The sequence below is a fragment of the Neobacillus bataviensis genome, assembly GCF_019969725.1.
This window is the reverse complement of the sequence record NZ_JAHXYW010000012.1, coordinates 93,598-117,241: the sequence shown is the minus strand read 5'-3', so window position 1 is coordinate 117,241 and position 23,644 is coordinate 93,598. Positions and strand designations below refer to the sequence as shown.

General features: G+C 44.4%; 27 protein-coding genes. 18 read left to right on the top strand and 9 right to left on the bottom strand.

The features are described from left to right. The first annotated feature begins 2 nt into the window (after positions 1–2). Positions 3–1,514, top strand: a complete 1,512-nt coding sequence (gene nuoN / locus LC455_RS24260) for an NADH-quinone oxidoreductase subunit NuoN (RefSeq protein ID WP_223594849.1) — start codon at positions 3–5, stop codon at positions 1,512–1,514. A gap of 88 nt (positions 1,515–1,602) precedes the next feature. On the opposite strand, the gene LC455_RS24255 is transcribed toward nuoN, so the two are convergent. The 3 genes from LC455_RS24255 to LC455_RS24245 all read right to left on the bottom strand — a co-directional run bounded on the left by LC455_RS24255 (position 1,603) and on the right by LC455_RS24245 (position 2,725). Next, positions 1,603–2,238 (bottom strand): general stress protein, encoded by a 636-nt coding sequence (locus LC455_RS24255; RefSeq protein WP_223594847.1) that lies wholly within the window; start codon positions 2,236–2,238, stop codon positions 1,603–1,605. Positions 2,239–2,299: 61 nt separating this feature from the next. Further along, positions 2,300–2,470 (bottom strand): CsbD family protein, encoded by a 171-nt coding sequence (locus LC455_RS24250; RefSeq protein WP_223594845.1) that lies wholly within the window; start codon positions 2,468–2,470, stop codon positions 2,300–2,302. A 15-nt stretch (positions 2,471–2,485) separates the two neighbouring features. Continuing rightward, positions 2,486–2,725, bottom strand: coding sequence for a hypothetical protein (locus LC455_RS24245; RefSeq protein ID WP_223594844.1), 240 nt, complete (start codon positions 2,723–2,725; stop codon positions 2,486–2,488). Between the two features lie 202 nt (positions 2,726–2,927). On the opposite strand from LC455_RS24245, the gene LC455_RS24240 reads away from it, so the two are divergent. After that, complete coding sequence (locus tag LC455_RS24240; RefSeq protein WP_223594843.1) at positions 2,928–4,427, top strand: mechanosensitive ion channel; 1,500 nt, start codon at positions 2,928–2,930, stop codon at positions 4,425–4,427. Between the two features lie 36 nt (positions 4,428–4,463). Here LC455_RS24240 and LC455_RS24235 read toward each other — a convergent pair whose 3' ends face one another. After that, positions 4,464–5,210 carry a hypothetical protein gene (locus LC455_RS24235; protein ID WP_223594842.1) on the bottom strand — a complete coding sequence of 249 codons (747 nt, stop codon included), beginning with the start codon at positions 5,208–5,210 and terminating at the stop codon, positions 4,464–4,466. Positions 5,211–5,259: 49 nt separating this feature from the next. Next, positions 5,260–5,532, bottom strand: a complete 273-nt coding sequence (locus LC455_RS24230) for a hypothetical protein (RefSeq protein ID WP_223594841.1) — start codon at positions 5,530–5,532, stop codon at positions 5,260–5,262. Positions 5,533–5,672: 140 nt separating this feature from the next. Between LC455_RS24230 and LC455_RS24225 the strand changes: the two genes are divergently transcribed. The 3 genes from LC455_RS24225 to cls all read left to right on the top strand — a co-directional run bounded on the left by LC455_RS24225 (position 5,673) and on the right by cls (position 8,700). Next, positions 5,673–6,608, top strand: a complete 936-nt coding sequence (locus LC455_RS24225; protein WP_223594840.1) for a magnesium transporter CorA family protein — start codon at positions 5,673–5,675, stop codon at positions 6,606–6,608. 83 nt (positions 6,609–6,691) lie between these two features. Next, positions 6,692–7,021: a general stress protein gene (locus LC455_RS24220; RefSeq protein ID WP_440446421.1), complete on the top strand. Its 330-nt coding sequence runs from the start codon at positions 6,692–6,694 to the stop codon at positions 7,019–7,021. 137 nt (positions 7,022–7,158) lie between these two features. After that, positions 7,159–8,700, top strand: a complete 1,542-nt coding sequence (gene cls, locus LC455_RS24215; RefSeq protein ID WP_223594839.1) for a cardiolipin synthase — start codon at positions 7,159–7,161, stop codon at positions 8,698–8,700. A gap of 121 nt (positions 8,701–8,821) precedes the next feature. Here the strand turns inward: cls and LC455_RS24210 are convergent, their stop codons facing one another. After that, complete coding sequence (locus LC455_RS24210) at positions 8,822–9,679, bottom strand: SDR family oxidoreductase (RefSeq protein ID WP_223594838.1); 858 nt, start codon at positions 9,677–9,679, stop codon at positions 8,822–8,824. A gap of 175 nt (positions 9,680–9,854) precedes the next feature. Here LC455_RS24210 and LC455_RS24205 point away from each other — a divergent pair, with 175 nt between their 5' ends. The 6 genes from LC455_RS24205 to LC455_RS24180 all read left to right on the top strand — a co-directional run bounded on the left by LC455_RS24205 (position 9,855) and on the right by LC455_RS24180 (position 14,746). Continuing rightward, complete coding sequence (locus tag LC455_RS24205) at positions 9,855–10,331, top strand: TraR/DksA C4-type zinc finger protein (RefSeq protein WP_223594837.1); 477 nt, start codon at positions 9,855–9,857, stop codon at positions 10,329–10,331. A 33-nt stretch (positions 10,332–10,364) separates the two neighbouring features. Further along, the gene (locus LC455_RS24200; RefSeq protein ID WP_223594835.1) at positions 10,365–11,663 is read left to right on the top strand and encodes a hemolysin family protein; all 1,299 of its coding nucleotides are present in this window, start codon (positions 10,365–10,367) and stop codon (positions 11,661–11,663) included. Positions 11,664–11,890: 227 nt separating this feature from the next. Next, positions 11,891–12,205: an anti-sigma factor antagonist gene (locus tag LC455_RS24195; protein ID WP_223594833.1), complete on the top strand. Its 315-nt coding sequence runs from the start codon at positions 11,891–11,893 to the stop codon at positions 12,203–12,205. 12 nt (positions 12,206–12,217) lie between these two features. Then, positions 12,218–12,700 (top strand): anti-sigma B factor RsbW, encoded by a 483-nt coding sequence (gene rsbW / locus LC455_RS24190; protein ID WP_223594831.1) that lies wholly within the window; start codon positions 12,218–12,220, stop codon positions 12,698–12,700. Further along, positions 12,666–13,454, top strand: a complete 789-nt coding sequence (gene sigB, locus LC455_RS24185; protein ID WP_223594830.1) for an RNA polymerase sigma factor SigB — start codon at positions 12,666–12,668, stop codon at positions 13,452–13,454. Before rsbW ends, sigB begins: the two co-directional genes overlap by 35 nt. A 155-nt stretch (positions 13,455–13,609) precedes the next feature. Further along, on the top strand, positions 13,610–14,746 hold the full coding sequence (locus LC455_RS24180) for a fused response regulator/phosphatase (RefSeq protein ID WP_223594976.1): 1,137 nt from the start codon (positions 13,610–13,612) through the stop codon (positions 14,744–14,746). Between the two features lie 285 nt (positions 14,747–15,031). On the opposite strand, the gene LC455_RS24175 is transcribed toward LC455_RS24180, so the two are convergent. Then, positions 15,032–15,490: a Dps family protein gene (locus LC455_RS24175; RefSeq protein ID WP_223594828.1), complete on the bottom strand. Its 459-nt coding sequence runs from the start codon at positions 15,488–15,490 to the stop codon at positions 15,032–15,034. 167 nt (positions 15,491–15,657) lie between these two features. Here LC455_RS24175 and LC455_RS24170 point away from each other — a divergent pair, with 167 nt between their 5' ends. Next, positions 15,658–18,387 (top strand): CHASE3 domain-containing protein, encoded by a 2,730-nt coding sequence (locus LC455_RS24170; RefSeq protein ID WP_223594826.1) that lies wholly within the window; start codon positions 15,658–15,660, stop codon positions 18,385–18,387. After that, positions 18,384–19,241 (top strand): CheR family methyltransferase, encoded by an 858-nt coding sequence (locus LC455_RS24165; protein ID WP_223594824.1) that lies wholly within the window; start codon positions 18,384–18,386, stop codon positions 19,239–19,241. Before LC455_RS24170 ends, LC455_RS24165 begins: the two co-directional genes overlap by 4 nt. A 39-nt stretch (positions 19,242–19,280) precedes the next feature. On the opposite strand, the gene LC455_RS24160 is transcribed toward LC455_RS24165, so the two are convergent. Then, positions 19,281–19,535 carry a GlsB/YeaQ/YmgE family stress response membrane protein gene (locus tag LC455_RS24160; protein ID WP_223594822.1) on the bottom strand — a complete coding sequence of 85 codons (255 nt, stop codon included), beginning with the start codon at positions 19,533–19,535 and terminating at the stop codon, positions 19,281–19,283. A gap of 47 nt (positions 19,536–19,582) precedes the next feature. Then, complete coding sequence (locus LC455_RS24155) at positions 19,583–19,912, bottom strand: IDEAL domain-containing protein (RefSeq protein WP_223594821.1); 330 nt, start codon at positions 19,910–19,912, stop codon at positions 19,583–19,585. A 126-nt stretch (positions 19,913–20,038) separates the two neighbouring features. Between LC455_RS24155 and LC455_RS24150 the strand changes: the two genes are divergently transcribed. The 5 genes from LC455_RS24150 to murA all read left to right on the top strand — a co-directional run bounded on the left by LC455_RS24150 (position 20,039) and on the right by murA (position 23,514). Then, positions 20,039–20,365: a general stress protein gene (locus LC455_RS24150; protein WP_223594820.1), complete on the top strand. Its 327-nt coding sequence runs from the start codon at positions 20,039–20,041 to the stop codon at positions 20,363–20,365. A gap of 56 nt (positions 20,366–20,421) precedes the next feature. Next, on the top strand, positions 20,422–20,601 hold the full coding sequence (locus LC455_RS24145; RefSeq protein ID WP_223594819.1) for a hypothetical protein: 180 nt from the start codon (positions 20,422–20,424) through the stop codon (positions 20,599–20,601). Between the two features lie 276 nt (positions 20,602–20,877). Then, positions 20,878–21,114 carry a DUF1146 family protein gene (locus tag LC455_RS24140; RefSeq protein ID WP_223594818.1) on the top strand — a complete coding sequence of 79 codons (237 nt, stop codon included), beginning with the start codon at positions 20,878–20,880 and terminating at the stop codon, positions 21,112–21,114. A 238-nt stretch (positions 21,115–21,352) separates the two neighbouring features. Then, positions 21,353–22,171, top strand: coding sequence for a YwmB family TATA-box binding protein (locus LC455_RS24135; protein ID WP_223594816.1), 819 nt, complete (start codon positions 21,353–21,355; stop codon positions 22,169–22,171). A 32-nt stretch (positions 22,172–22,203) separates the two neighbouring features. After that, positions 22,204–23,514 (top strand): UDP-N-acetylglucosamine 1-carboxyvinyltransferase, encoded by a 1,311-nt coding sequence (gene murA / locus LC455_RS24130; protein WP_223594814.1) that lies wholly within the window; start codon positions 22,204–22,206, stop codon positions 23,512–23,514. Positions 23,515–23,644 lie beyond the last annotated feature (130 nt).

Sequence of the window (23,644 nt, the reverse complement as noted above, 5' to 3'; positions counted from 1 at the left end):
GGATGAGTTTTGAGACATTGAGTCAGTTTAACTGGAGTGTCATGATGCCGGAGTTCATCATCCTTGGTGTTGCTGCACTTCTTACCATTATGGATTTATTTATGCCGAAGGGGCAGGATCGCCGCATCCTCGGCTGGATTGGCATTGCGGCGATCGCGGCGGCAATCGTTTCCGTTGCAAGCTTAGCGGGCGGTGCTGTTGTTTCGATATTAGATGATACCTTCCGCCTTGACAGTTTTGCGATTGCTTTTAAATTGCTGCTCCTTGGCGGTGCGGGACTGGTTTTATTCCTTGCCGTCAGCTATGAAGCAAAAGAAGGCATGGAAGAGTACCGCGGCGAGTTTTACTATTTGTTTTTAACAGCGCTGCTCGGTGCGATGTTCATGGCCTCCAGCGGTGATTTGATCACGTTATTTATCGGGTTAGAATTGTTATCTGTTTCTTCCTATGTTTTAGCGGGCATTCGCAAGCATAACTTAAAGTCGAACGAATCAGCGATGAAATACGTCATCAACGGCGGTATTTCCACTGCGATTACGTTGTTCGGGATGAGCTATGTGTACGGATTAACCGGTTCTACCAATTTGCTGGCGATTGCCCAAAGCCTATCTGGTTTAACTGATGGCCAGCATGTTTACTTGCTTGGTTTATCCTTTTTGATGATTTTCGTCGGTCTGGCGTTTAAATTGGCGGCTGCGCCGTTCCATATGTGGGCACCGGATGTCTACCAAGGTGCGCCGACACCGGTTACAGCGTTCTTAAGCGTAGTATCTAAAACAGCTGGTTTTGTGATTGTCATCAGAATTCTGTTAACGGTATTTGGCGCTGCGACAACGAAGGGTCCAGGCTCCATGCCAATTTTGCTCGACATGCAGGACTATATCGCGTTTATCGCGGGAGCTACGATGATTATCGGTAACGTGGTGGCATTAAAGCAGTCGAACATTAAACGAATGTTTGCCTACTCCAGTATCGCCCATGCAGGTTATATCCTAGTGGCGTTAACGTCGTTATCGTCCAATATGTTCTATTCCATCTGGTTCTACCTGCTTGCTTACTTGTTCATGAACCTTGGAGCATTTGCGATAATCCAGATTGTGACTGAAAAGACCGGCTCGGCTAAGATTGCGGATTTTGCGGGGTTATACCGCCGTTCTCCAGGATTGGCTGTTGTGATGGGAATTTTATTGGTTTCCTTGGCAGGCTTCCCGGGAACCGCCGGCTTTATCGGCAAATTGAATATCTTTATAGGTGCGTTTGTAGGTACTCCGCATTATGTATTAGCGTCAATCATGATTGCGACAACAGTCGTGTCTTATTTCTACTATTTCGGCGTGATGACACAAATCTTCTTCCGCCCGTCAGCAAGTGAAGACAAGTTCAAGATTCCAGCAAGCATTCTTGTTGTCTTGATTGTCGCTGTCGTAGGTAGCGTGCTGTTCGGCATTATGCCAAACATCGCATTAGATTTTATGAACAACAACTTAGACATCTTGGGTGATTTTTTTAGCTGAGGTTTAAGTGGTTAAATATAAGGGGTATTTTAATGAAAAAGAAGAGGTTGGGGAGCCTCTTCTTTTTTTGTGGCTGAAAGCCGTATGTTTATTTTTGTATAGGATCTGGGGTTTTATTTACTTCCTTAAGCTCCGTCTCTGATTGTGATTGGTTCATTTCCTTGCCGAGCTTCCGCATTTCCTCCATGTTACGTGCCATCGACCCATTTTTTTCTTCCCTCAATACCGAAGCATGCTCAACTTCTCTATCAGGGAGATAATTTCGATCATTGATATCAGCGGTATGCCTTTTTTCAGTCAAGACCAAGATTTTTCCTTCTTCTACGGAGTTTCCATAGTATTTTGCTTCATCGTCCGGAATTCCCAGTCCTACCAGCGCTCCGGCTATTCCGCCAAGACCAGCCCCTGTTAACGCCCCAATTAAGGTTGCTGCCAGCGGACCTGCCGCGATGATTGGGCCAACACCAGGGATAGCAAGTGCACCAACTCCTACTAATAAACCTGTTACACCGCCGACGGTGCCCCCTGTAATGGCTCCAGTGGCCGCCGTATCTTCCGCAGATGCTCCTGTTTCATCTGTAACATGATTCACATGTTTAAGATTTTTTCCGATCACGGAGATTTCATCTTTACGGTATCCCTGTGCAATCAAATCCTCAACGGCTTCAATCGCTTCTTGTTCCGATGCGTAAACACCTGCAACCTTTTTTTCATGTCTGTCCATGTTTAGTTCCTCCTCTTAATTAATGTGTATATAGATTCTTAGAAATAAGCTGCCTTTGACATTATTTCGATAGATTTTCTTTTACTTTCCCATAAGATTCTCGTAATTTACCTTTTGCCTTATCCAGCTTGCCTTCTGCCACCTTGGAATGATCATCAGTTAATCGGCCCATTTGCTCCTTCGCTTCTCCTTTTACCTGATCAAAATTTCCTTTTACTTCATCTTTATTCATCGAATGTTTCCTCCTTTAGTTTTTATCGTTTTCTTCCATTTTCGTCTCGACATTTTTCATTGCTTCCTTCATATTTTGCTTCGCATCCTCTACGGCGCCCTTGGCGTTATCCTTGGTATCCTGATCAATCTGGTCCTTTTGCTCGCCGTCGCTGATCCCGTTATCTTGGTCTACTCCATCACCACATCCGGCTAAACCACCAAAGGTTAATAAAGCAGCCAGTCCTCCCACGAGTAATCTCTTCTTCTGACCCATCCCTTTCAACTCCTTTTGTTGGTTTTATCGTGCACAGATTGTATTCCCATGGGAAAAAGATTTGAAACCTCACTTTTTTGAAAATTAAATTCCTTCTACTATATGTGTCTGGAAAAATAATTTTAGCTGCTTCAAATCGGTGGTTTTAAAAAAAATATCGAGGGTATTACAGTTATCAACCAAGATAAAAGGAGATGAATTCATGAATACACACGATATGATGCTAGGGTGGTACACCTACCTGGACAAGCTTCCAAACCTGCTATTTGCTCTTATTGTCCTGCTGATTGGCTGGATCATTGCCAAATTTATCGGAAAAGGGGTGGAGGCAGCCTTAAAGAAAACAAGCTTGGATAATAAGCTTTTTTCTAATTTCAGTAAGCGAAAATACTCTTCTGAAAAAATAGTAGGGAAAATTGTTTACTATCTTTTATTGGTTGTCGTTTGGATTATCTTTTTTAACATGCTGAGCTTGAGCTTTATTGCGACGCCGCTAGTGGGAATGCTATCGGCGATAACCGGTGCGATTCCCAATCTTTTAAAAGCAGCGCTGATTTTACTGCTTGCCTGGGCGGTGGCAACGCTCCTTCGTATGCTTTTTCATAAAGCGTCTGCCATGTTCCATTTACAACAAAGATTAGTCGGCTGGAGGATGGCGGAATCGGAAACGAGTGCCCAAAATAAGATTAATAGTATCGCCAAAGCGCTGTTCTATTTTGTTCTTTTATTATTCTTGCCAGGTGTTTTGGGTGCATTGCAGCTGGAAGGGGTATCAGAGCCGGTCGCGGGAATTTTGTCAGGCCTGCTTTCCTTTATTCCGAAACTGTTTGCAGCCGCACTTATCGTATTGGTCGGCTGGCTGATTGCGAAAATCGTCCGTGATATTTTGACCAATTTTTTAAGCAGTATTGGGACTGAGAAATTGGGTGAACGTTTTGGACTGAAGGTGGAAGGGACGAGCCTTTCCATTATTGCAGGAAACATCTCGTTTATCTTAATCTTAATTCCAACGATCATCACTGCTTTGGAGAAACTAGATTTAAAAGGGGTTTCCGAACCAGCTGTTGCCATGCTTCATAACGTGGTCACACTGCTTCCAAATATTGCAGTGGCCGTCATACTGATTTTAGCTGGCATAACCTTGGGGAAATGGGTGGAAAAACTGGTCGCGCAAATGCTGTGGCGTTTACGTTTTGATCATTTGTTCCAGCAAATGGGGATTGGCTCCGTTAAGCCTGAGCAATCCAAGTACAGCTTATCGAAAATCGTGGGATTGCTGGTAAAAATAGTTGTTGTTCTCTTATTTACGGTGGAAGCCCTGCAAATTGTTGGCCTGGACTTCCTGGTGACCCTGGCAACCGGAGTAATTGCCTATTTACCAATGCTATTTGCCGCTCTTGTGATCTTGGGAATTGGATTATATGTTGGAAATTTAGTAGAACGCATTTTACAAAATATTTTAAAAAATACCTACTCCAGAACCTTAGCATCGTTCGCCAAATATGCCATTTTCACGATTACTGTCTTTATGGCATTAGACCAAATTGGCTTGGCCCATTCAATTGTCAATGCTGCCTTCATCCTTGTTTTAGGCGGATTAGCCTTAGCGTTTGGCCTGGCGTTTGGTCTTGGCGGCAGAGACTTTGCTTCCAAGTATTTGCGGAAGCTGGACAATAAAATGGATCAAAATAATAGAATATAAGAGTTCAAGAAAAAATAGCAATCCTTGATTGGATTGCTATTTTTTTGACTGTGTTATTGCTCCTTGTTGATTTTCTATTGAATGGGGGATATTCTCCAATTTCTTCTCCATGATGGTAATAGCCTGTTTAAATTCCCGAAGGATGACCTCCTTATCGCCAAATAGAAAGATTTGGTCGCCTTCGTGTATTTCGGAATGATAGACATTTTTTCGAATAATCAAGTCACCTCGTTTGATAAACAATACGACGAAGTCCAACTGGTCAATGTCATTTATCGCTTGCTTCAGTGTTTTTGAAACAGCAAAAGATTCCTCAAACATATGAAGGTTAAGCAAGAGATCCTCACTATTTGTTAAAAATACTTCGCGTATGGGCAAATCGGCCAGCTCCACATTCTGTTTCATTTTTCGATTAAACAACCCTGCCAGTTTCTTCTTTGCCCAGGAAAGCTTTAATCCGCCAAATGCCAGTAGGATGGCCCCGCCCACATACAATACTTCTTCCATACTCAGCTCATCTGATAGGAAATTGCTAATCGATGAAATGATGACGGCCAGGGAGAAGGCGCCAAAGAGGATGAGGAAGGTGGCGAGTTTCCTTCGGACCGGATGGCCCAAGATTAGCTCGGATTCTCCTGTCGTAAAGCCGGTGCCAGTCATCATCGAAATAACCTGAAACCTGGAAACCTCCACTTTAAGACCGGTTAGCTGAAATAGTATAACGTGAATTTCGATAACCACTAGAATGATGATGAAATAGATGAATAAGAAAAGTAGATTCATTTTTCACCCCACAAAAAATGAGTTGAGGCACGCATGCCTCAACTTTCGATTATTGCATTTTCTCATTATAGAATTTCACGGAATACAAAGCTCCCTCGTCTACCATTTTATTATCCTCCACATCATGGGGATGCGGGACCCCTCCTTTTTCGATTGGGAGATTTTCGCTTTTATGAAAGGGGGTCGGTTTTACTTTTCGTTTCAAATCGCGAAGCTTGCTTTCAGCTTTTATCCGGTTGGGTTTTGACGATAACCACCATGCAGCAGATGCCCCCAAGCCTACAACAATCATTGATTTAATTGGCAGCGTTGTTTTCATCATCAAGGCCTCCTTTAGCTTTTCAATAGCTTTCAATGGCTATTTAACAGTTAAATACCCATTTGCATTCCGAATGAAACGTAAGTTTTATTTTTTTCAAAAACGGGGAATTAGATAGAAAATGGTTGCCGAAAGGAGACGTTATGAAAAAATATAATCGGTCCAAAAGGTGGAAATGGTCTCAATTCAGTGCAAACGACATGGAGCGAATTAAGCCGCTCCTCTTACAGGATGGCAGTGAATGGCTCAAAAAGGTACGGGATAATCGCAGCAATTATTTGAGAGTGAAAGCCCCCGAAAACGGAGAAAAGGTGGTTTATGGATCGCTTATCTATCAGCAAAGTTTTGAAGACGATCAAGATTATAAGATTTTTCATTTTTATGTAACAGAGGATCAATGGATCACCGTGGACCTTGCCCTTACTACGTTTAAACATATCAATCTTGAATTTCTTGTCAGGCAAATCAATCGAACGGAACATGCCGTGGATGGATTCTTCATTTTTCTGGGAGAACTGATGAATGAAATGCTGGTGGAGATCGATCAATTTGAAGTGGAGCTAAAAACCCTCATATGGAGCATTCGTAATAGAAATGAGACAGGAATTCTCGAAAAAGTCTATCGGCGCCGGCATGAGCTGCTGGTTTGGAAAAGTCTGCTGATTCCAATACGCGAATTAAAAATGGGGATTGAGGAAGCGGACTTTGAAGAAGTATCAAGAGGAGAAATATTTACAAGAACATGCAGGCGGATTGAACGGGCAGTTGTCCTGCTCAACGAATATGAACATGAAATCGACTCGATTATTAATTTAGAAGAAGTGATTTCCTCTCATCGCGGCAATGAAATCATGAAAACCCTAACGGTCATCACAATTATCTTCACTCCGATAATGGCTTACGGGGCCTTGTGGGGAATGAATTTCAAGTATATGCCGGAGCTTGGATGGAGACATGGATATTTATTTGCCTTTATCCTGGTAATCCTTACGACTCTCTTGCTGTATGGTTATTTGAAAGTCAAAGGCTGGACAGGCGATCTCTTAAAGGGAAAAAAAAGAGGTTCCTTTTTTAAATAATAGGTTTTGATCCCTGAAATTCGTGGTACTACATGAGTATAAGGTTAAACCAACCTTAAAAAAATCAGAAGGAGGAATTCAAGATGGACCGAAAAGATGATCAGAACATGAGCATGGAAGAACGAGGACGCAAAGGTGGACAAGCCACCGCTGAGAGACATGACAAGGAATTCTATCAGGAGATAGGTCGAAAAGGCGGGGAAGCCACTTCTGAAAACCATGACAAGGAATTTTACCAAGAGATTGGCCGCAAAGGCGGGGAAGCCACTTCTGAGAATCATGACAAGGAATTTTACCAAGAGATTGGCCGCAAAGGCGGGGAAGCTACTTCTGAAAATCATGATAAGGAATTTTATCAAGAAATTGGTCAAAAAGGCGGAGAATCGCGCAATAACCAGCGGAATGACGACTAATATACCGAAATGACGATATTAATAAAAAGCTTGCACAACATCGTGCAAGCTTTTTCCATTCTTTCAATCGGGAGAGTTTTTTTTAGCCAAAAACGGGTATTTATCTCTTAAACAGTGATAAGCAGGGAGAAGGGCATATGAAAAAGCATAGATTGGAATTTTTCTTGGTGATCTTGATGCTGGCTTTAGGATATTTAGTACTATTCAGAGACATCTCTTTTCAGTGGACAGTGGTATGTATCGCACTTTATGGTGTCATCATCCTCAGTACGGTGATTTCGTTAATCATGGAAAATCGCTCCGTACAAAGTACGCTCTTATGGATTTACATTTTAGTGTTATTACCTATATTCGGATACATCTTTTATTTGTATTCCGGTCAGTTGTTGTTAAAAGGCCTTCTCTTTAAACATAAGCGCATGAATGATCGTGAGATTTTTGAAACCAGTCACCACAGAGTTATGCTCGACTTTTCTCAGCTCAATGAGCGCCAGAGGTGTTTTGCCCGCTACTTGGAGCGGTCAACCTTAACCCATCCAAACACAAATACGAAAACAAAAGTTTTAAAAAATGGCAAGGAAACCTTTCGGGAAATCAAACAAAAGCTTTTGAATGCGAAGGAATTTATACACATGGAATATTATACATTCCGCTATGACCGGCTCGGAAAGGAGCTAGTCGCGATTTTAGCCGAGAAAGTGAAAGAAGGAGTAGAGGTTAGATTGCTCTATGATGCAGTAGGCAGTTTGTGTCTTTCGAGATCAGATCTTAAAGCAATGCAGGACGCCGGTGTGGCTGTTTATCCTTTTTTGCCCATCAAAAGCGGATTTTTGAATCAAAAATGGAATTTCCGCAACCATCGCAAGATCATTGTCATCGACGGCACATCAGGGTTTGTCGGCGGCTTGAATGTTGGGGTGGAGTATCTCGGGGAGGACGAAAACATCGGATTTTGGTGTGATACCCATGTCTATTTGGAAGGAGACGCGGTTCAGACGCTGCATAAGGTTTTTTTGGCAGATTGGGAGTATGTTTGCAGGGAGAGGCTGATGGAGGAGAGGAAACCCATGCAGGTGGAAAGGCAGCCGGAGGACAAATCAAGGCAAGAGGGTTCGAAACCAATCCCCGTTAATAAGGACGGCTTGGTCCATGTCGTGGCGACCGGTCCAGAAACTCGCAAGATGAGCGATCATTTTTATGCGATGATTACCTGTGCGGCCAAATCGATTTGGATTGCTTCTCCGTACTTTGTCCCTAATCAGGCGATTCTGACTGCCTTAAGGATTGCGGCTGCAAAAGGGATCCAAGTCCGGGTGATGGTACCTGAAGTGAATGACGGCTTTCTGACCCAATATGCTTCCCGCTCGTATTTTCCAGAGCTATTACGTGCCGGAATCGAAATTTACACGTACCAAAAGGGATTTTTACATAAAAAACTGATCATCGTCGATGGGTATATTGCCTCGATTGGAACCGCCAACATGGATTTGCGCAGTTTTCATCTAAATTTTGAAGTCAATTTATTTTTAACGGGGACGGAGTCAGTACAAGACTTGATTGTCCAATATGAAGAAGACCTAAGGGAATGCCGACGGATTCGTCCTGTTCAATTTTACAAACGCCCGACGTCTGAACGGGTGAAGGAATCTTTCGCCCGCCTGTTTTCGGGTGTATGGTAAACGGGACTGTCAACGAGGGAGAGAAAGATTTTATAGGGCAGGGCTCATTTAACAGTTAACAGCGAATCCTAATGATAATTAAAAAAGGCATTCGGATAAATTTCCGAATGCCTTTTTTGAATTAATTCGTCACAAATTGTCCGCCATTAATATGAATGATCTGCCCGGTCATATAGGAGGAATCGTCGGAGGCAAGCAGGACGTAGCTTGGGGCGAGCTCATAAGGCTGACCAGGACGCCCCATCGGAGTATTGGTACCGAATTTTTCCACTTTTTCTTCAGAAAAGGTCGAAGGAATTAACGGGGTCCAAATCGGTCCGGGCGCTATCCCGTTGACGCGGATTCCTTTTTTTACAAGCGATTTGGCCATCGAACGGGTAAAGGTGACAATCGCTCCTTTTGTAGAGGAGTAGTCAATCAGCTGCTCATTGCCCTCGTAGGCTGTAACAGAGGCTGTATTGATAATGCTGCTTCCTTCTTTTAAATGCGGCAGGGCGGCTTTGGTAAGATGGAACATCGAAAAAATGTTGGTTCGGAATGTTTTTTCCAGCTGTGCTGTGCTGATCTGCTCAATCCTGGGCTGTGGATGCTGTTCTGCTGCATTATTAACCAGAATGTCTAAACTGCCAAGCTCCTTTACCGTCTTCTCAACTGCGTCCTGACAGAAGGACTCCTCGCCGACATCTCCTGGGATAAGCAGACAACGGACGCCTTGCTCTTCTACTTGAGCTTTTGCTTCCTCCGCATCGTTATGTTCATCGAGATAAACAAAAGCAATATCTGCTCCTTCTTTCGCAAAGGTGATTGCCACGGCCTTGCCAATACCGCTGTCGCCACCGGTAATTAGGGCTTTTTTTCCTTTTAATTTGCCGCTCCCTTTGTATTGCGGATTATCGTCCTTCGGTTTTGGGTTCATTTTTGTTTCTACCCCAGGCTGTTGATCCTGATGCTGGGCAGGTTGTCCATTTTGTAGATTCATCGTAATCCTCTCCTTTATTTATTGAAATCTAGCAAAAAAGGGACTGCTTTTTCATAATCAGCCTTTAATGACGCTACAGTTAGTGAAATACCCTGATATTCCCGTCGTAAACACAGGTTTTACCATTTCACTATAAGGGTATGTACATGGCAGGAAAAGAAGAGGAGGAAACGATATGCTGACAGAGCAACAACTGATTTTTTTAAACCACAAATTAATCCAGACCAAACAAGAAATGCTGCAAGTGCTAGAGGGGAACCAGCCAATCACGTTCGAGGATTTTGGTGAGCTAACCAGCTATGACAACCACTTTGCCGATCAAGCCACCGAATTGGATGAAATTGAAAAACAAAAAATGATCCATCAGACAGCCAAAAATATAGTCGATGAAGTCGATGAAGCACTGGAGCGGATGCGGGAAGGAACATATGGACTCTGCATCGACACAGGAGAAGGAATTCCGTTTGCGAGGCTTGAAGCTCTTCCTTATGCCAAGCGGACAGTAGAGGCACAAGCAACGTTTGAGAAGGAAGGGGCTATAAGCTTTCTCGAGGAAAAATCATTTTCCACGTCAAAACAAAATACAAGAGGAGATACACGAATTCAGACAGCAGACGAATTGATGACTGTGCATGGCAACTCATCATCCTAACTCCAACACATTATTTAAAAGGAGGGGAAGTGGATGGTTATAAAGTTAGTAAGTGTTGCCCTATTAATCGCCTTAACGGGCTTCTTTGTTGCGATTGAATTTGCAATCGTCAAAGTACGTCCGTCGCGGATTGATGAATTGGTAATGAGCGGAAAAAAAGGGGCAGTTTCCGCAAAACGGGTCGTGACCCATCTGGATGAATATTTATCAGCCTGTCAGCTCGGGATCACCGTGACAGCGCTTGGACTTGGATGGCTGGGGGAACCGACCGTAGAAAAGCTGCTCCATCCATTGTTTGGACTGCTTCATTTGGGTGACGCAGCGGCAGGAATTTTGTCATTGATAGCTGCTTTCATTTTGGTCACTTTTTTGCATGTTGTGGTAGGGGAATTAGCACCCAAAACCGTCGCCATCCAAAAATCCGAAACCATCGCACTTCTTTTTTCCACGCCTATCATTTGGTTTAACAAGGTGATGTATCCCTTTATCTGGTTGTTAAATAGTTCTGCCCGGTGGCTGGCTGGCCTGTTTGGCTTAAAGCCTGCAAATGAGAATGAGCTGGCGCACTCGGAAGATGAGCTGCGGCTGCTGTTGGAGGAAAGCTATAAGAAGGGGGAAATCAATCAGAATGAGTATCAATATGTTAATAATATTTTCGAGTTTGATGAGCGTGTGGCCAAAGAAATCATGGTGCCAAGGGTAGAAATGAGCTGCCTTTCGGTAAGTGATACGCTGGAGGTAGTCATTCAAAAGTTGAAGACAGAAGGGTTTACCCGCTATCCGGTCATGGAGGAAGACAAGGATCACATTATTGGTGTGATGAACGTAAAAAGGTTTTTGACAGCCAAATTAATGAATAAAGGTCCTTATCAAAATTGGAAGATTAAATCCTTCATCCAGCCAGTGATTCGTGTCATTGAGACGATTCCGATTCATGACTTATTGATTCGGATGCAAATGGATCGCACCCATATGGCGATTTTAATGGATGAATACGGCGGCACGACTGGGTTGGTGACGATCGAAGATATCATTGAAGAAATCGTAGGCGAGGTAAGGGATGAATTTGATGCAGATGAAGTCGCCGAGATTCGGACGCTAGCAGCTGGAAAACACTTTATTGTCAATGCGAAAGTAGGAATTCGTACCTTAAACGAGCTGCTTGGGACCGACTTAACCGCCGAGGATGTGGACACAATTGGCGGCTGGTATTTAACACAAAGCACTAATGCATGTAAAGGTTCAATAGTGGAAGCAGATGGATATATGTTCAAAATACATGAAGCGGACGGGTGCCATCTCATGTATTTGGATGTGGAAAAGGTTGGTTAATAGAAGTGTGTTCACTATAGATATATAACGGGCTGTTTCGAAAAACAGCCCCCTAATTAAAAAACCTCATGATCTAGCTAAATTCACCCAGATCAGAAGGGATATACGGCCAGCTAGTATAATTTGGTATAATAAAAAAATAAATTCTGAAGTTTTCTAAAAAAATAGGTTTTGACTTTTAGAAATGCGGGTAAGCAAAAATAAATAGTTTCAGAGGTGAGGATGGCATGAATTTAAAGATAGAGAAGCAGCAGAGTGAAAAAGGAATATTGGTGCGGGTGGCAGGTGAAATTGATGCGTTTACGGCCCCGAAGCTCCGAGAGGAACTATTGCCGCTAGCTGAAGGAAGCAATAAATCGATTATTGTCAATCTAAAGGATGTATCCTACCTGGATAGTACCGGTTTGGGTGTCTTTGTCGGTTTGTTTAAACAGCTCAAGAAAAGTGACGGAGAATTACAGCTGACGGACTTATCAGACCGGCTCAAGCGCCTTTTCGAAATTACAGGCTTAAGTCATATTATGAATATTTCAGTAAATTAGAGGTGGGGGAACATGAACGAAGTCATGGATTATATTGAAATGAAAATTCCGGCAAAACCGGATTACGTTGGTGTTATCCGCTTAACGTTATCGGGAATTGCCAGCCGCATCGGATATACATATGAGGAGATCGAGGACATGAAGATCGCGGTAAGCGAGGCCTGTACCAATGCGGTTCAGCACGCTTACTCCATGGACGAAGGCGGCGAAGTGATTATCGGTTTTGGGATCTATCCCGACAAGCTGGAAATCATGGTCGCGGACAGCGGCAAGAGCTTTAATTTTATCCAGACAAAAAATGAACTGGGCCCTTACACTGAATCCAGTACGGTCGAACAGCTGTCAGAGGGAGGGTTAGGTTTATTTTTGATTGAGACGCTTATGGATGAAGTCAGGGTTTTAGAACATTCCGGAGTTACGGTCTTCATGGTGAAGTATCTGAGTGGGGAGCGTGAAAATCATGACCAAACCATCGCAAACCGTGAAACGAACTAAGGAAGAAATCGATGCCCTGATATGGGAATTCCAAGAAAACGAGAGCGCATCGGCACAAACGATCCTTGTGGAACATTACACCGCATTGGTCGGGAGCCTGGCGAGGAAATACTCACATGGGAAAGAATTTCACGAGGATATCATGCAGGTTGCGATGATCGGGCTGTTGTCCGCAATCAGACGGTATGATGCAAGCGTCGGAAGATCATTTGAAACGTTTTTAATCCCGACCGTCATCGGTGAAATCAAGCGTTTTTTACGGGATAAAACCTGGAGCGTACATGTACCGAGACGGATTAAAGAAACCTGGCCGAAAATTAAAAAAGTGGTGGACGAGCTGATGAATCGCTATCAACGCTCGCCAAAGATCCATGAAATAGCTGCACATATGGAGATTTCCGAAGAGGAAGTATTGGAAGCGATGGAAATGGGAAAAAGCTATCAGGCCGCTTCTGTCGATCAATCGATTGAAACCGGTAAGGATGGAAGTTCAGTCACGGCTCATGATATTATTGGAAGAGATGATGAAGGCTTTGAAAAAGTCGACCAGCGGCTCCTTCTCGAGAATGCTCTTCAGGTTTTAAACGACCGCGAAAGGGAAATCATCCATTGCACGTTTGTTTCGAACCATAGTCAAAAGGAAACGGGCGAGCGATTGGGGATTTCGCAGATGCATGTTTCGAGGCTGCAGAAAAAGGCGCTTGAAAAACTGCGAAAGGCCGTTGAGGACAATGCCTATCAGCGGGTGGAATAAGGTGTGCTTATAAAGCGGTTTAAAAGGCCGTCTTTTGGGCACAGCGGCACCTGTTCGACTATTGTTGCTTTAATACGTTAATACACTCAGGTGTCAGGCGCCTTCTCGGGAGCAGGAAGTTTTTTTACAAAAAAGGGGTTGGCTATCGGATGCCTATGAAAATTGCCATTGTGGACGATAATGTGACGAATTTAATGATTATTGAAAAAATCCTGAAGAAAGCGGGCTATCCTAGATTGGTTAAGATGACATCTGCCAAGGAACTATATCAGTTTTTGCAGTTGGATGGGGCTGGTCCTTCTTCTGTGGTGCCGGTAGATTTGATTTTAATGGATTTGATGATGCCGGAGATTGATGGGCTTGAGGCTTGCCGGACGATTCTGGCTGATGAGCGGTACTGCGACCTGCCAATCATATTTGTCTCGGCAATGGGAGATTCGTATAAGATGGCCGAGGCGATGGATGCGGGAGCGCTGGATTATGTGATGAAGCCGATCAATAAAGTGGAGCTGCTGGCGCGGATTCGGTCGGTGCTGCGGTTGAAGCATGAGAAGGATTTGCGCAAGGAACGGGACCAGCGGATTCAATATGAACTGGATTTGGCCAGGCAGGTGCAGCGAAGTATGCTCAGCCGCCCGATTCAGGAAGGCGATGTCACGATTTCTGCGGTGTATAAGCCGTCCTTTGAGCTGGCCGGGGACTTGTATGCCTGGTACAAGATCAGTCCGAGCCGGTATGGCGTGATTTTGCTTGATGTGATGGGACACGGGATATCGTCTTCATTGGTCTGCATGTATATTTATTCTGCTTTAAAAGATACGATTACGGGGATATCCGATCCGGAGGAAGTCATGAAGGAGCTGAACCGGCGCATGAATCAGCTTCACATGCCCGATAGTCTTTTAAACTATTATTTTACGGCGATTTATTTTGTGCTGGATACGGAAGAGCGTTGCATCGAGTATGTGAATGCCGGGCATCCGCAGGGGATGGCGCTGGTGGATGGGGAAGTAAGGATGCTGGATGAGGGTTGCTGTGCGCTTGGCTTTTTTGAGGAGATTGAGGTTAAAAAAGGCGTGATTCCGTATAAGGAAGGAGCGCGGATTTTGCTGTTTACGGACGGGCTCTCGGAGTGGCTGGAGGAGGAGTATGCGGATGCGAGCGAGAAGCTGATCAGCTGCTTGCAGGAAAATGACAATCCGGAGTCGCTGCTGCACCAGCTGCAGCCATGCTCCGAGCTGGTAAGTGCCCAAAAGGACGATATGTGTCTGGTGATGGTGTCGGCGAATTGAGTGTTGTTGCTGGATAGAGGATGTTGCGGGAAATGTTTAGGGTAGGCACTGTGGACGGATCATAGTGCCTGTTGGCATGGAAAAATAGCTAAGGCGGGCAATGTGCGTGGTTCACAGTGCCCGTTGGCAGGAAAAAAGTAGTACAGTCGGTCACTCTGGAGAGTTCACTTGTGCCCGTTAGCATAAAAAAGAGTACATACGGTCACTGAGGCGTGGACAGGGAATGGACTCACCTGTTTTGCCCCAGCCCAGCCGTATATCCTCCTACTCAAATGCCAATCCCATCTACTCCGCCAAATAGGCCTCCAGCATCCAACGGTGTTTTTCCAACGAAGTCCGAATCTCAATAAACAAATCCGCTGTCGGCTGGTCATCGTTGTCCTCCGCCGCCGTGATTCCTTCCGTTAACTCACCGCAGACCGTATTAAAGTCATCTGCCAGCGCCTGAACCATCTCGGACGACGACTCCTCGCCCGATGCCTCCTCAATCGAAGCCAGCTTTAATTGCTCCTTTAAAGTTGCCGTTGGCGAAGCCCCCAATGACAGCATTCTTTCGGCAATCGTATCCATATGAAGCGCCGCTTCCGCATACAACTCACCGAATTTGACATGCAGCGTGAAGAAATTTTCGCCTTTCACATACCAGTGATAATGGTGCAGCTTCATATACAATACCGAGAAATTGGCCACCTGTTTATCGAGCGTCTCTGTCAACATCACGTTTTTATCTTTTGTTTTTGCCATATAAATAACCTCCATAACTAGTGATACCTATGTAATACCCCAAGCCAAATATATGAAACTATGAAATTTTTTCCATAGAACTTAATTCCCATTGGTCTACCAGGAAATAAACGATATGATAGAATATAGATAGATTTTTCAAAAAATAGGGAGGCGGCTGCATCACAATGAAGGGCTTCAACTTCAACATACGAACAAAAATTATCACAGGCTACCTGACCATCCTGGCCTGCCTCGTGCTGGCTCTGCTCATGGTCATGAATAGGATGACAGCACTGCAGAACGAGGTTGACTTTATATCCCAGCATGATATTGAGGTTCACGATCTCGCCAATCAGATTCAAAAAAATGTGCTCGAGATGGAAACCGGAATGAGAGGGTACGCGATTACGGGCGAGGAAGAATATCTTGAGCCCTATCACGAGGGGAGCCGCAGCTGGCTCGACAACTACAATAAACTTCATTCCCTGATTAAGGGCAACAGCACTCAGCAGCGGAACCTCGAGGAGATTAAACCACAGATTGAAAAATGGCAGGCGGACTCCGGTGAATATGTCATCAATAATAAAAAGGCAAATAACACTGCCGCTTTAAACGAGCATTTCACGAAAAATGCCGGAAAGAAAGTGACCGATCAGCTTCGGACCCAGCTAGAATCCTTTCTTGATAAGGAAAAAAAAATGACGGATGACCGTACCGCCAAGCTTATACAAAACACTGCCAATGTAAAATTAATCATATATGCCATCATCTTTTTGGTCACGGTTATTACCGTTGCCACGGCCATTTTCTTGTCCAATTCGATTGTCAGGACGATACGACAGGTCGTGAAAACGATTAAAAGCATCACCGATTCTGAGGTCGACCTAGCAACAAGAATCGAAGTGCATACGAAGGATGAGACTCGAGAGCTGGCAGAGGCGATGAACAGCCTGTTGAACAGCCTCGAAAAACATAGCTGGGTGGAAAAGAGTATGACGGAAATTTCTACCATGTATCAGGGGATCACGGATATTACCGAATTGGCGAAATCCTTTATTACTAAGCTTGCACCCTTGCTTGACGCCACTAATGGAGTCGTCTATCTACGCAGAAATCAAGGCGGCGAGATCGACTTTGTCAAGGTAGCGGGCTACGCAGTCGCGGAGGAAGAACGCGCCGCTTCCAGCTTCAAGCTGGGAGAAGGGCTGATCGGCCAAGCGGCACTTGATAAAAGAATTTTTCTCATCGATCAACTGCCGGAAGACCATATCAAAGTGACCTCTGGCTTAGGCGCTTCTTCGCCAAGAAATTTAATGGTTGCCCCAATTCTCTATGAAGGCAGGGTGGAGGCCGTGGTCGAATTTGCCGCGCTCAAGCCGTTTCTTTCTCAGCACCTGACCTTGCTCGACCTGCTCCAGGACAAATTTGGCTCATCGATTACGAGCGTGCTTGGGCGGATGGAAGTGGAAAGGCTGCTTGGAGAATCGCAGGTATTAACTGAGGAATTGCAGGCGCAGTCAGAAGAGCTTCAGGCTCAATCTGAAGAATTGCAGATGCAGCAGGAGCAGCTCCGGATTTCAAATGACTTTTTGGAAGAACAGAAGCACGACGCCGAGCAAAGAGCGGCCGAGCTAAAAAAAGCGAAGGACGAGCTGGAGGAGTATTCACTCAAATTGAAGATGAGTTCGCAATTTAAATCCGATTTTCTGGCGAACATGTCGCATGAGCTGCGCACGCCGCTGAACAGCATCCTCATTTTGTCGCAAATGCTCATGGAGAATAAGGCGGAATTGGATCAAGATGAGGTCGGCGAGTACGCCCGCGTCGTTAATACAGCCGGTGCCGATTTGCTGCGGCTGATTGATGATATCCTCGATTTATCAAAAATTGAAGCAGGAAAAATTGAAATCCTGACCGATGAAGTCAATGTGACAGAGCTGCCGCAGATATTGAAAAGCTTATTTGCTCCGGTAGCGGCAAAAAAGAATTTGACGTTTGAGGTGCACAGACATCCAAATGTCCCTGCGGTCATTTCGACGGATGGCCAACGATTGCAGCAAATTTTAAAAAATCTGTTATCCAATGCCTTCAAATTTACGGAACAGGGCTCTGTCTCGGTACGCATTAATCTCGCTGACGCTGAAAAAGTACCCGACATTCCAGCAGGAGTGCCTGTGCTGGCGATCTCAGTCACGGATACCGGAATCGGGATTCCGCTCGAAAAGCAGCAAATTATTTTTGATGCTTTCCAGCAGGTCGACGGGACGACGAATCGGCAATACGGCGGGACGGGTCTCGGGTTATCGATTTGCCGCGAATTTACCCGTCTGCTTGGAGGTGCCCTTGACGTAGAGAGTGAGGTTGGCAAGGGAAGCACGTTTACATTATATATCCCGAGTAAACTGGACCAGGACATCCTTGCACTGGAGGAAGTGGCAGCTGCCATTAGCGTAACGACAGAGGACGAGGAGAGAATAGAAGAAGAATCGACTCCAGCCGAACAAACGGCAACCTCGAATGATCAGCTGTTTAAAGGGAAAAAAGTGCTTTTGGTGGAGGACGACGGACGAAATGTATTCGCCATCGTCTCGGCTCTTGAGCGCAAGGGTGTAGCTGTACAAGTGGCAAAGAACGGGAAACAGGCGATTGAAATTTTACAAAAACAAGAGTTTGATTTGATTTTTATGGACATCATGATGCCGATCATGGGCGGCTATGAAGCGATGACGATCATCCGAAATGAACTCGGGATGCACGATCTGCCGATTATAGCCTTGACGGCCAAGGCCATGAAGGGCGAGCGCGACAAATGTATGGATGCAGGAGCCTCGGATTATATCATGAAGCCATTAAATATCGATCAGTTGTACTCGCTGATGCGGGTGTGGCTGACTGAGCAGGTGAACCCGCGGTGAATCCTATCATATCTCAAGATACAGAGGTATTGGCGCTGAATGAGAGGCAGGAAGTCGAAATCAATCTGCTTCTAGAAGGTCTCTATCAAATGTACGGCTATGACTTTCGCAGCTATGTCCGCGCCTCATTGACCCGAAGAATCCTGAACCGGATGAAAGCGGAGCGGCTCCCGACGATTACGGCTTTATTGGAAAAAGTGCTGCATGAGCAAGGCTATTTGGAGCGTCTCCTCAATGATTTATCGATCCGGATGACGGAAATGTACCGTGACCCGAGCTTCTTCGCTGTCATTCGCAACGAAGTAGTGCCGCTCTTGCGGGAGCTTCCGGAGATTCGGATCTGGCACGCCGGCTGTGCGACAGGGGAGGAGGTCTATTCCATGGCCATCCTGATCGAAGAAGAGGGGCTGGCGGAAAAAACCCGCATCTACGCGACCGACATGAATGAAAAAGCCCTTGTCGCTGCTCAAAAAGGCGCATTTCCTTTAAAAAAAATGCAGCAATACACGAAAAATTATTTGAAAGCCGGAGGTAAAAAGGCCTTTTCCGAATATTATTCGACAGACCATCAATTTGCCTATTTTCGGCCGAATTTGAACGAGAACCTGATTTTCGCCCAGCATAATTTGGTGACAGACGGCTCGTTCAATGAGTTTCATATGATCCTCTGCCGCAATGTAATGATTTATTTTGACAATAACCTGCAGCAGCAGGTGCACCGCCTGATGTACAACAGCCTGGCGCAGGGAGGTTTCATGGGACTCGGAAGCAAGGAATCGATTCTGTTTATGCCAAAGGGGCTGCAATACGAGGAATTCAATCCACAGGAACGGATATATCGAAAAGCTTTTTAAAGAAGAAAAGACTGCCTCACATAGGGCAGTCTTTCTTCTTTAGGCTGAGCGTTTGAGACTTCTAAAAATTAGGCTGACGATAAATACGAGCACGATGGCTCCGACGAGAGCTGGAATGACATAAAATCCACCAATTACCGGCCCCCATCCTCCTAATATTATGGACCCGAGCCATGCACCGATAAAGCCTGCGATAATATTACCAAAAATACCTCCAGGCACATCACGTCCAAGAATAAGTCCGGCAAGCCAGCCGATGACTCCTCCAATAATTAATGACCAAATGAATCCCATGAAGCATCTCTCCTTTCTTTTCAATTAAGTACCCGCAGTATAAGAAGCTAAACCTGAAATTTTTTCTCATTGGATGCTGGTGCGATCTTGTGCTTTTTCATTGATTCATGACATGCCTTTAATTCTTCCGTTAACTTTTTAAACCCTTCTTCATCGCGTTCATCCAGGCATTTGTCAATCTGGCGCCTTAACAAAATGATGTTAGAAATGTTTTCCGCTTGGCGTTTTTGGGCGACATGCTCATTCCACGTTTTTGGCTTTTCCCAGCGATAATCGCTCAATTTGGTTAAGCGCAATCCGCATTTGCACAGCGCTTCATTCACATTAATCATATAAAATTCGGCATTCCCACAATCCCTGCATAACAATTTCTTCATCACCATACCACCTCCATATAATTGCTTCTTATATACCCACGCTAGCTGTATTAGTAACCTAAAAAAATAGGTTTTAATTTTTCAAAAGCGGTTATACAACCTGTAAACACGAAAGGAGGAAGAAAAATGAAACATGTCAAAGTAGTTGAAAATGGGGTACAGGCAAGAAAAGAAATCGAACAATTCATCATGGATGGTTATAAAAAGGATGAGATTTATTTATTGGCGCACGACCAACATCGCTCGGAAGATTTAACGGATCAACTGGACATTAGCAGCATCGGTGTCGCCGAGGAGGGAGTTCTGGATTCGCTGGCAAACGTTTTTCGGACGCGCGGTGACGAATTAAGGTCAAAGCTTGAGTCATTGGGTCTGTCCACTAATGAAGCCGAGCACTTTGAGGAAGAATTGGACCAGGGAAAAGTAGTTGTCGTCGCTTCAAAAACAGCCTAACCAGTCTCGCAGGCTCCCTTATGGGGGCCTGCACCTAAAAAGGGAGGAGAAAGAACATGAAATATTCCAAGATCAACTTTGAAAAATTAATCGGAGGACACAGGATGGCAAGACAAAAGATAAGACTCGCGCGCCGTTTGGAGGCTTATTTTGAGGAACCAATTATCCACCGTGAGATTCATGGAGAAAAAGTATATGTACCACTAAATTTGCACAGGGTGTGGAATGAAGTGTAAGGATAATTAACTGCCTAAACAGCGTTTAAACAGCAGTGAACGGTGTTTAGGCGGTTAATTTTTTTAGCTGTGTTTAAGGTTAAAATTGAATTTGTAACCATGTTGATTGGAGTAAAAAGACGAAGAGGAACCCGGGACTCACACGAAAAGCAAAGCGTTAGAAGCGGAATCATCGGCACTGAATTTTCAAAAAATTCTCCAATAAAAGGAAATCACTCGAATTTTTTAACGGCGATATGGTAGAATAGTCATTGGATTGAAAAAGGGGGTACCAGCATGATAAATGATTTTGGCCAAATAGCGCTAGTCAGTATTATCTCGCACATAGTGTTTATCGCGCTTTCGTGGTGGGCCTTGCAGGCGATCCGCCTTGAGAAGCTGCTGCGGCCAAACCATGTGTTTCAGGCGCGTTTACTGTACATATTATTAGCCATTTTCATCGGTTCATCAGTTAGTAACTTTTTCCTTGATTATCTGCAATGGTCCCAGCAGCTGCCGTTGATTTTACAATAAAAATGATAAAATGGAAAAAATTTAGGTCTTCGTACATGTTCCCATTTGTCCATATTTTGAGTACAATTCTCGTTGTGTGGAAAAAATATTAGTCAGTGATTTAATGTGATAAAGTGAACATGAAACCTTTGTACATTGTTTCACGTAATAGATATTGAAACTTGTCTAAAAGTGACGACATTTCCCAAGTATGCTCTGCTCTTCCTTGGAAATAATGGTAGTAAAGGGGAGACGAGAGATGAAGAGAAACAGTAAGATTTTTTTAGGCATGGTTTCAATTTTATGTTTTATTCTGGTTGTAATTGGGAACCGAACAACTGAAGCAAACGGCGGCCTGGATATTTTTAACAAAGAAAAAGTAGACGACGGGAGAGCGTCCATTTTTCAAAACAGCGGCGGACAGGATTTGGTGAAGATCGGCTCTGTTTTAAAAGCCGAAAATATTTTGCTCAATGAATGGTCGTATTATGCACGAGAACATCTGGCAGGCCTGAAGAGTGAGAAGGAAGTTCAGGAATACGTGGATAAGCTTCAAAAAAAGTTTCCCGAGTGGGATTGGTCCGTGAAAAACACCAGCGAATATCGGGAAGTGACAGCAGTATCTCCAACATCTAAACACCACAGTGAAATGCTTCAAATTATGGCAACCCACACAAAACAACCTATCGATGCGTATATAGTTTATAGAGTTAGCGGGAGAGATTGGAATAAGATGTCAGAGGTCTTTTTCACTACCGAGCAATTCAGAAATAGGATATCTGACATATTTCGAGGAAAACCTACAGTTTTCTCTTGTATGAAAGGCGTTTTCAGTGATAAGATTGATACGGCTTTACCTGTGGAGGCTAACAGGCTAATGTCAAGCTTTAATGCAACAGAGATCGAAGCGTTAAAAGAGGAGAATTTCATGTCTGTTTCGGCATCATCGCCAATGTTTACAGGCTCCATAGATAATAAAGAAAATAACATGAATTTACAAATTGGCATACGCTCCGAAGGATTGGGCGCAGGAACTACCGTCGTAGTTGGCACACCAATCATTACGATTGAATATTAATATAGAGAAAATGGACGCGGAGGGGAATACTCTTGGAAAAGATCATCGTCCGCGGCGGACAAAGGCTTAATGGAACGGTTAAAGTGGAAGGTGCAAAAAATGCCGTCCTGCCTGTTATCGCTGCAACATTATTAGCAAGTGATGGAAAAAGTGTAATTCGTGATGTACCTACACTCTCCGATGTATACACAATTAATGAAGTTTTACGCAACTTAAATGCTGAAGTGGTATTTAACAATAATACAGTTATTGTTGATGCATCCAGAGAGTTAAAAGTTGAGGCGCCATTCGAATACGTTCGTAAAATGCGCGCGTCTGTCCTTGTCATGGGATCTTTATTGGCACGTAATGGCCGGGCTCGTGTAGCTCTTCCAGGTGGTTGTGCCATCGGATCTCGCCCTATCGACCAGCACTTAAAGGGCTTTGAAGCCATGGGTGCAACAGTGAAGGTAGGGAATGGCTTTATCGAAGCGGAGGTAGAGGGCCGCTTGAAAGGTGCCAAGATTTACTTGGATTTCCCAAGTGTTGGTGCAACGGAAAACATTATGATGGCAGCAACCCTAGCGGTTGGAACGACTATCATCGAAAACGTCGCAAAAGAACCAGAAATCGTTGATCTTGCAAACTTCCTGAACAAAATGGGCGCTAAGGTACGCGGCGCTGGTACGGGCACTCTTCGAATTGAAGGTGTCGATGTGTTATTTGGCGCAGACCATAACATTATTCCGGACCGGATTGAAGCAGGTACCTTCATGGTAGCTTCGGCAATTACGGGTGGAAATGTGCTGGTGAAGGGAGCAGTTCCAGAACATTTATCTTCCTTAATTGCCAAGATGGAAGAAATGGGTGTAGAAATTCATGAGGAAGAGGATGGCGTCCGCGTTATCGGTCCTGATCGATTAAAGGCCGTAGACATTAAAACGATGCCGCATCCAGGCTTCCCAACCGATATGCAATCACAAATGATGGCTTTATTGCTTCGTGCTGAAGGAACTTCAATGATTACAGAAACGGTGTTTGAGAATCGTTTCATGCACGTTGAAGAATTCCGCCGCATGAATGCCGATATTAAAATTGAAGGCCGTTCTGTTATTTTAAATGGTCCTTCGAATTTACAGGGTGCAGAAGTGTCTGCGACAGATTTAAGAGCCGCAGCTGCATTGATTTTGACTGGTTTGGTTTCTGAAGGCGTGACACGTGTGACTGAGCTGAAGCACTTAGACCGCGGCTACGTGGATTTCCACGGCAAATTAGCTGGGTTAGGCGCAGACATCGAGCGCGTGAAAGAAGTCGACGAGAGCTTCATCGAAGTCCAGAAATACGTTTCGGATATGAATGCTTAGGTTTATTATATTGAATTGAGTTTCAGTTTGAGTTTGGGATTCAGTTTGAGTTTGGTGGAAACCGAAGATTGGTGTACGGTGGTCTGATATCCGACCAGCGTGGCAATCTTCGGTTTTTTCTGTTTTTATG

Excerpts from the sequence above, each read along its gene's own strand:
- nuoN (WP_223594849.1), top strand. The coding sequence starts at position 3 with ATGAGTTTTGAGACATTGAGTCAGTTTAACTGGAGTGTCATGATGCCG.
- LC455_RS24255 (WP_223594847.1), bottom strand. The coding sequence starts at position 2,238 with ATGGACAGACATGAAAAAAAGGTTGCAGGTGTTTACGCATCGGAACAA.
- LC455_RS24250 (WP_223594845.1), bottom strand. The coding sequence starts at position 2,470 with ATGAATAAAGATGAAGTAAAAGGAAATTTTGATCAGGTAAAAGGAGAA.
- LC455_RS24245 (WP_223594844.1), bottom strand. The coding sequence starts at position 2,725 with ATGGGTCAGAAGAAGAGATTACTCGTGGGAGGACTGGCTGCTTTATTA.
- LC455_RS24240 (WP_223594843.1), top strand. The coding sequence starts at position 2,928 with ATGAATACACACGATATGATGCTAGGGTGGTACACCTACCTGGACAAG.
- LC455_RS24235 (WP_223594842.1), bottom strand. The coding sequence starts at position 5,210 with ATGAATCTACTTTTCTTATTCATCTATTTCATCATCATTCTAGTGGTT.
- LC455_RS24230 (WP_223594841.1), bottom strand. The coding sequence starts at position 5,532 with ATGATGAAAACAACGCTGCCAATTAAATCAATGATTGTTGTAGGCTTG.
- LC455_RS24225 (WP_223594840.1), top strand. The coding sequence starts at position 5,673 with ATGAAAAAATATAATCGGTCCAAAAGGTGGAAATGGTCTCAATTCAGT.
- LC455_RS24220 (WP_440446421.1), top strand. The coding sequence starts at position 6,692 with ATGGACCGAAAAGATGATCAGAACATGAGCATGGAAGAACGAGGACGC.
- cls (WP_223594839.1), top strand. The coding sequence starts at position 7,159 with ATGAAAAAGCATAGATTGGAATTTTTCTTGGTGATCTTGATGCTGGCT.
- LC455_RS24210 (WP_223594838.1), bottom strand. The coding sequence starts at position 9,679 with ATGAATCTACAAAATGGACAACCTGCCCAGCATCAGGATCAACAGCCT.
- LC455_RS24205 (WP_223594837.1), top strand. The coding sequence starts at position 9,855 with ATGCTGACAGAGCAACAACTGATTTTTTTAAACCACAAATTAATCCAG.
- LC455_RS24200 (WP_223594835.1), top strand. The coding sequence starts at position 10,365 with ATGGTTATAAAGTTAGTAAGTGTTGCCCTATTAATCGCCTTAACGGGC.
- LC455_RS24195 (WP_223594833.1), top strand. The coding sequence starts at position 11,891 with ATGAATTTAAAGATAGAGAAGCAGCAGAGTGAAAAAGGAATATTGGTG.
- rsbW (WP_223594831.1), top strand. The coding sequence starts at position 12,218 with ATGAACGAAGTCATGGATTATATTGAAATGAAAATTCCGGCAAAACCG.
- sigB (WP_223594830.1), top strand. The coding sequence starts at position 12,666 with ATGACCAAACCATCGCAAACCGTGAAACGAACTAAGGAAGAAATCGAT.
- LC455_RS24180 (WP_223594976.1), top strand. The coding sequence starts at position 13,610 with ATGAAAATTGCCATTGTGGACGATAATGTGACGAATTTAATGATTATT.
- LC455_RS24175 (WP_223594828.1), bottom strand. The coding sequence starts at position 15,490 with ATGGCAAAAACAAAAGATAAAAACGTGATGTTGACAGAGACGCTCGAT.
- LC455_RS24170 (WP_223594826.1), top strand. The coding sequence starts at position 15,658 with ATGAAGGGCTTCAACTTCAACATACGAACAAAAATTATCACAGGCTAC.
- LC455_RS24160 (WP_223594822.1), bottom strand. The coding sequence starts at position 19,535 with ATGGGATTCATTTGGTCATTAATTATTGGAGGAGTCATCGGCTGGCTT.
- LC455_RS24155 (WP_223594821.1), bottom strand. The coding sequence starts at position 19,912 with ATGAAGAAATTGTTATGCAGGGATTGTGGGAATGCCGAATTTTATATG.
- LC455_RS24150 (WP_223594820.1), top strand. The coding sequence starts at position 20,039 with ATGAAACATGTCAAAGTAGTTGAAAATGGGGTACAGGCAAGAAAAGAA.
- LC455_RS24145 (WP_223594819.1), top strand. The coding sequence starts at position 20,422 with ATGAAATATTCCAAGATCAACTTTGAAAAATTAATCGGAGGACACAGG.
- LC455_RS24140 (WP_223594818.1), top strand. The coding sequence starts at position 20,878 with ATGATAAATGATTTTGGCCAAATAGCGCTAGTCAGTATTATCTCGCAC.
- LC455_RS24135 (WP_223594816.1), top strand. The coding sequence starts at position 21,353 with ATGAAGAGAAACAGTAAGATTTTTTTAGGCATGGTTTCAATTTTATGT.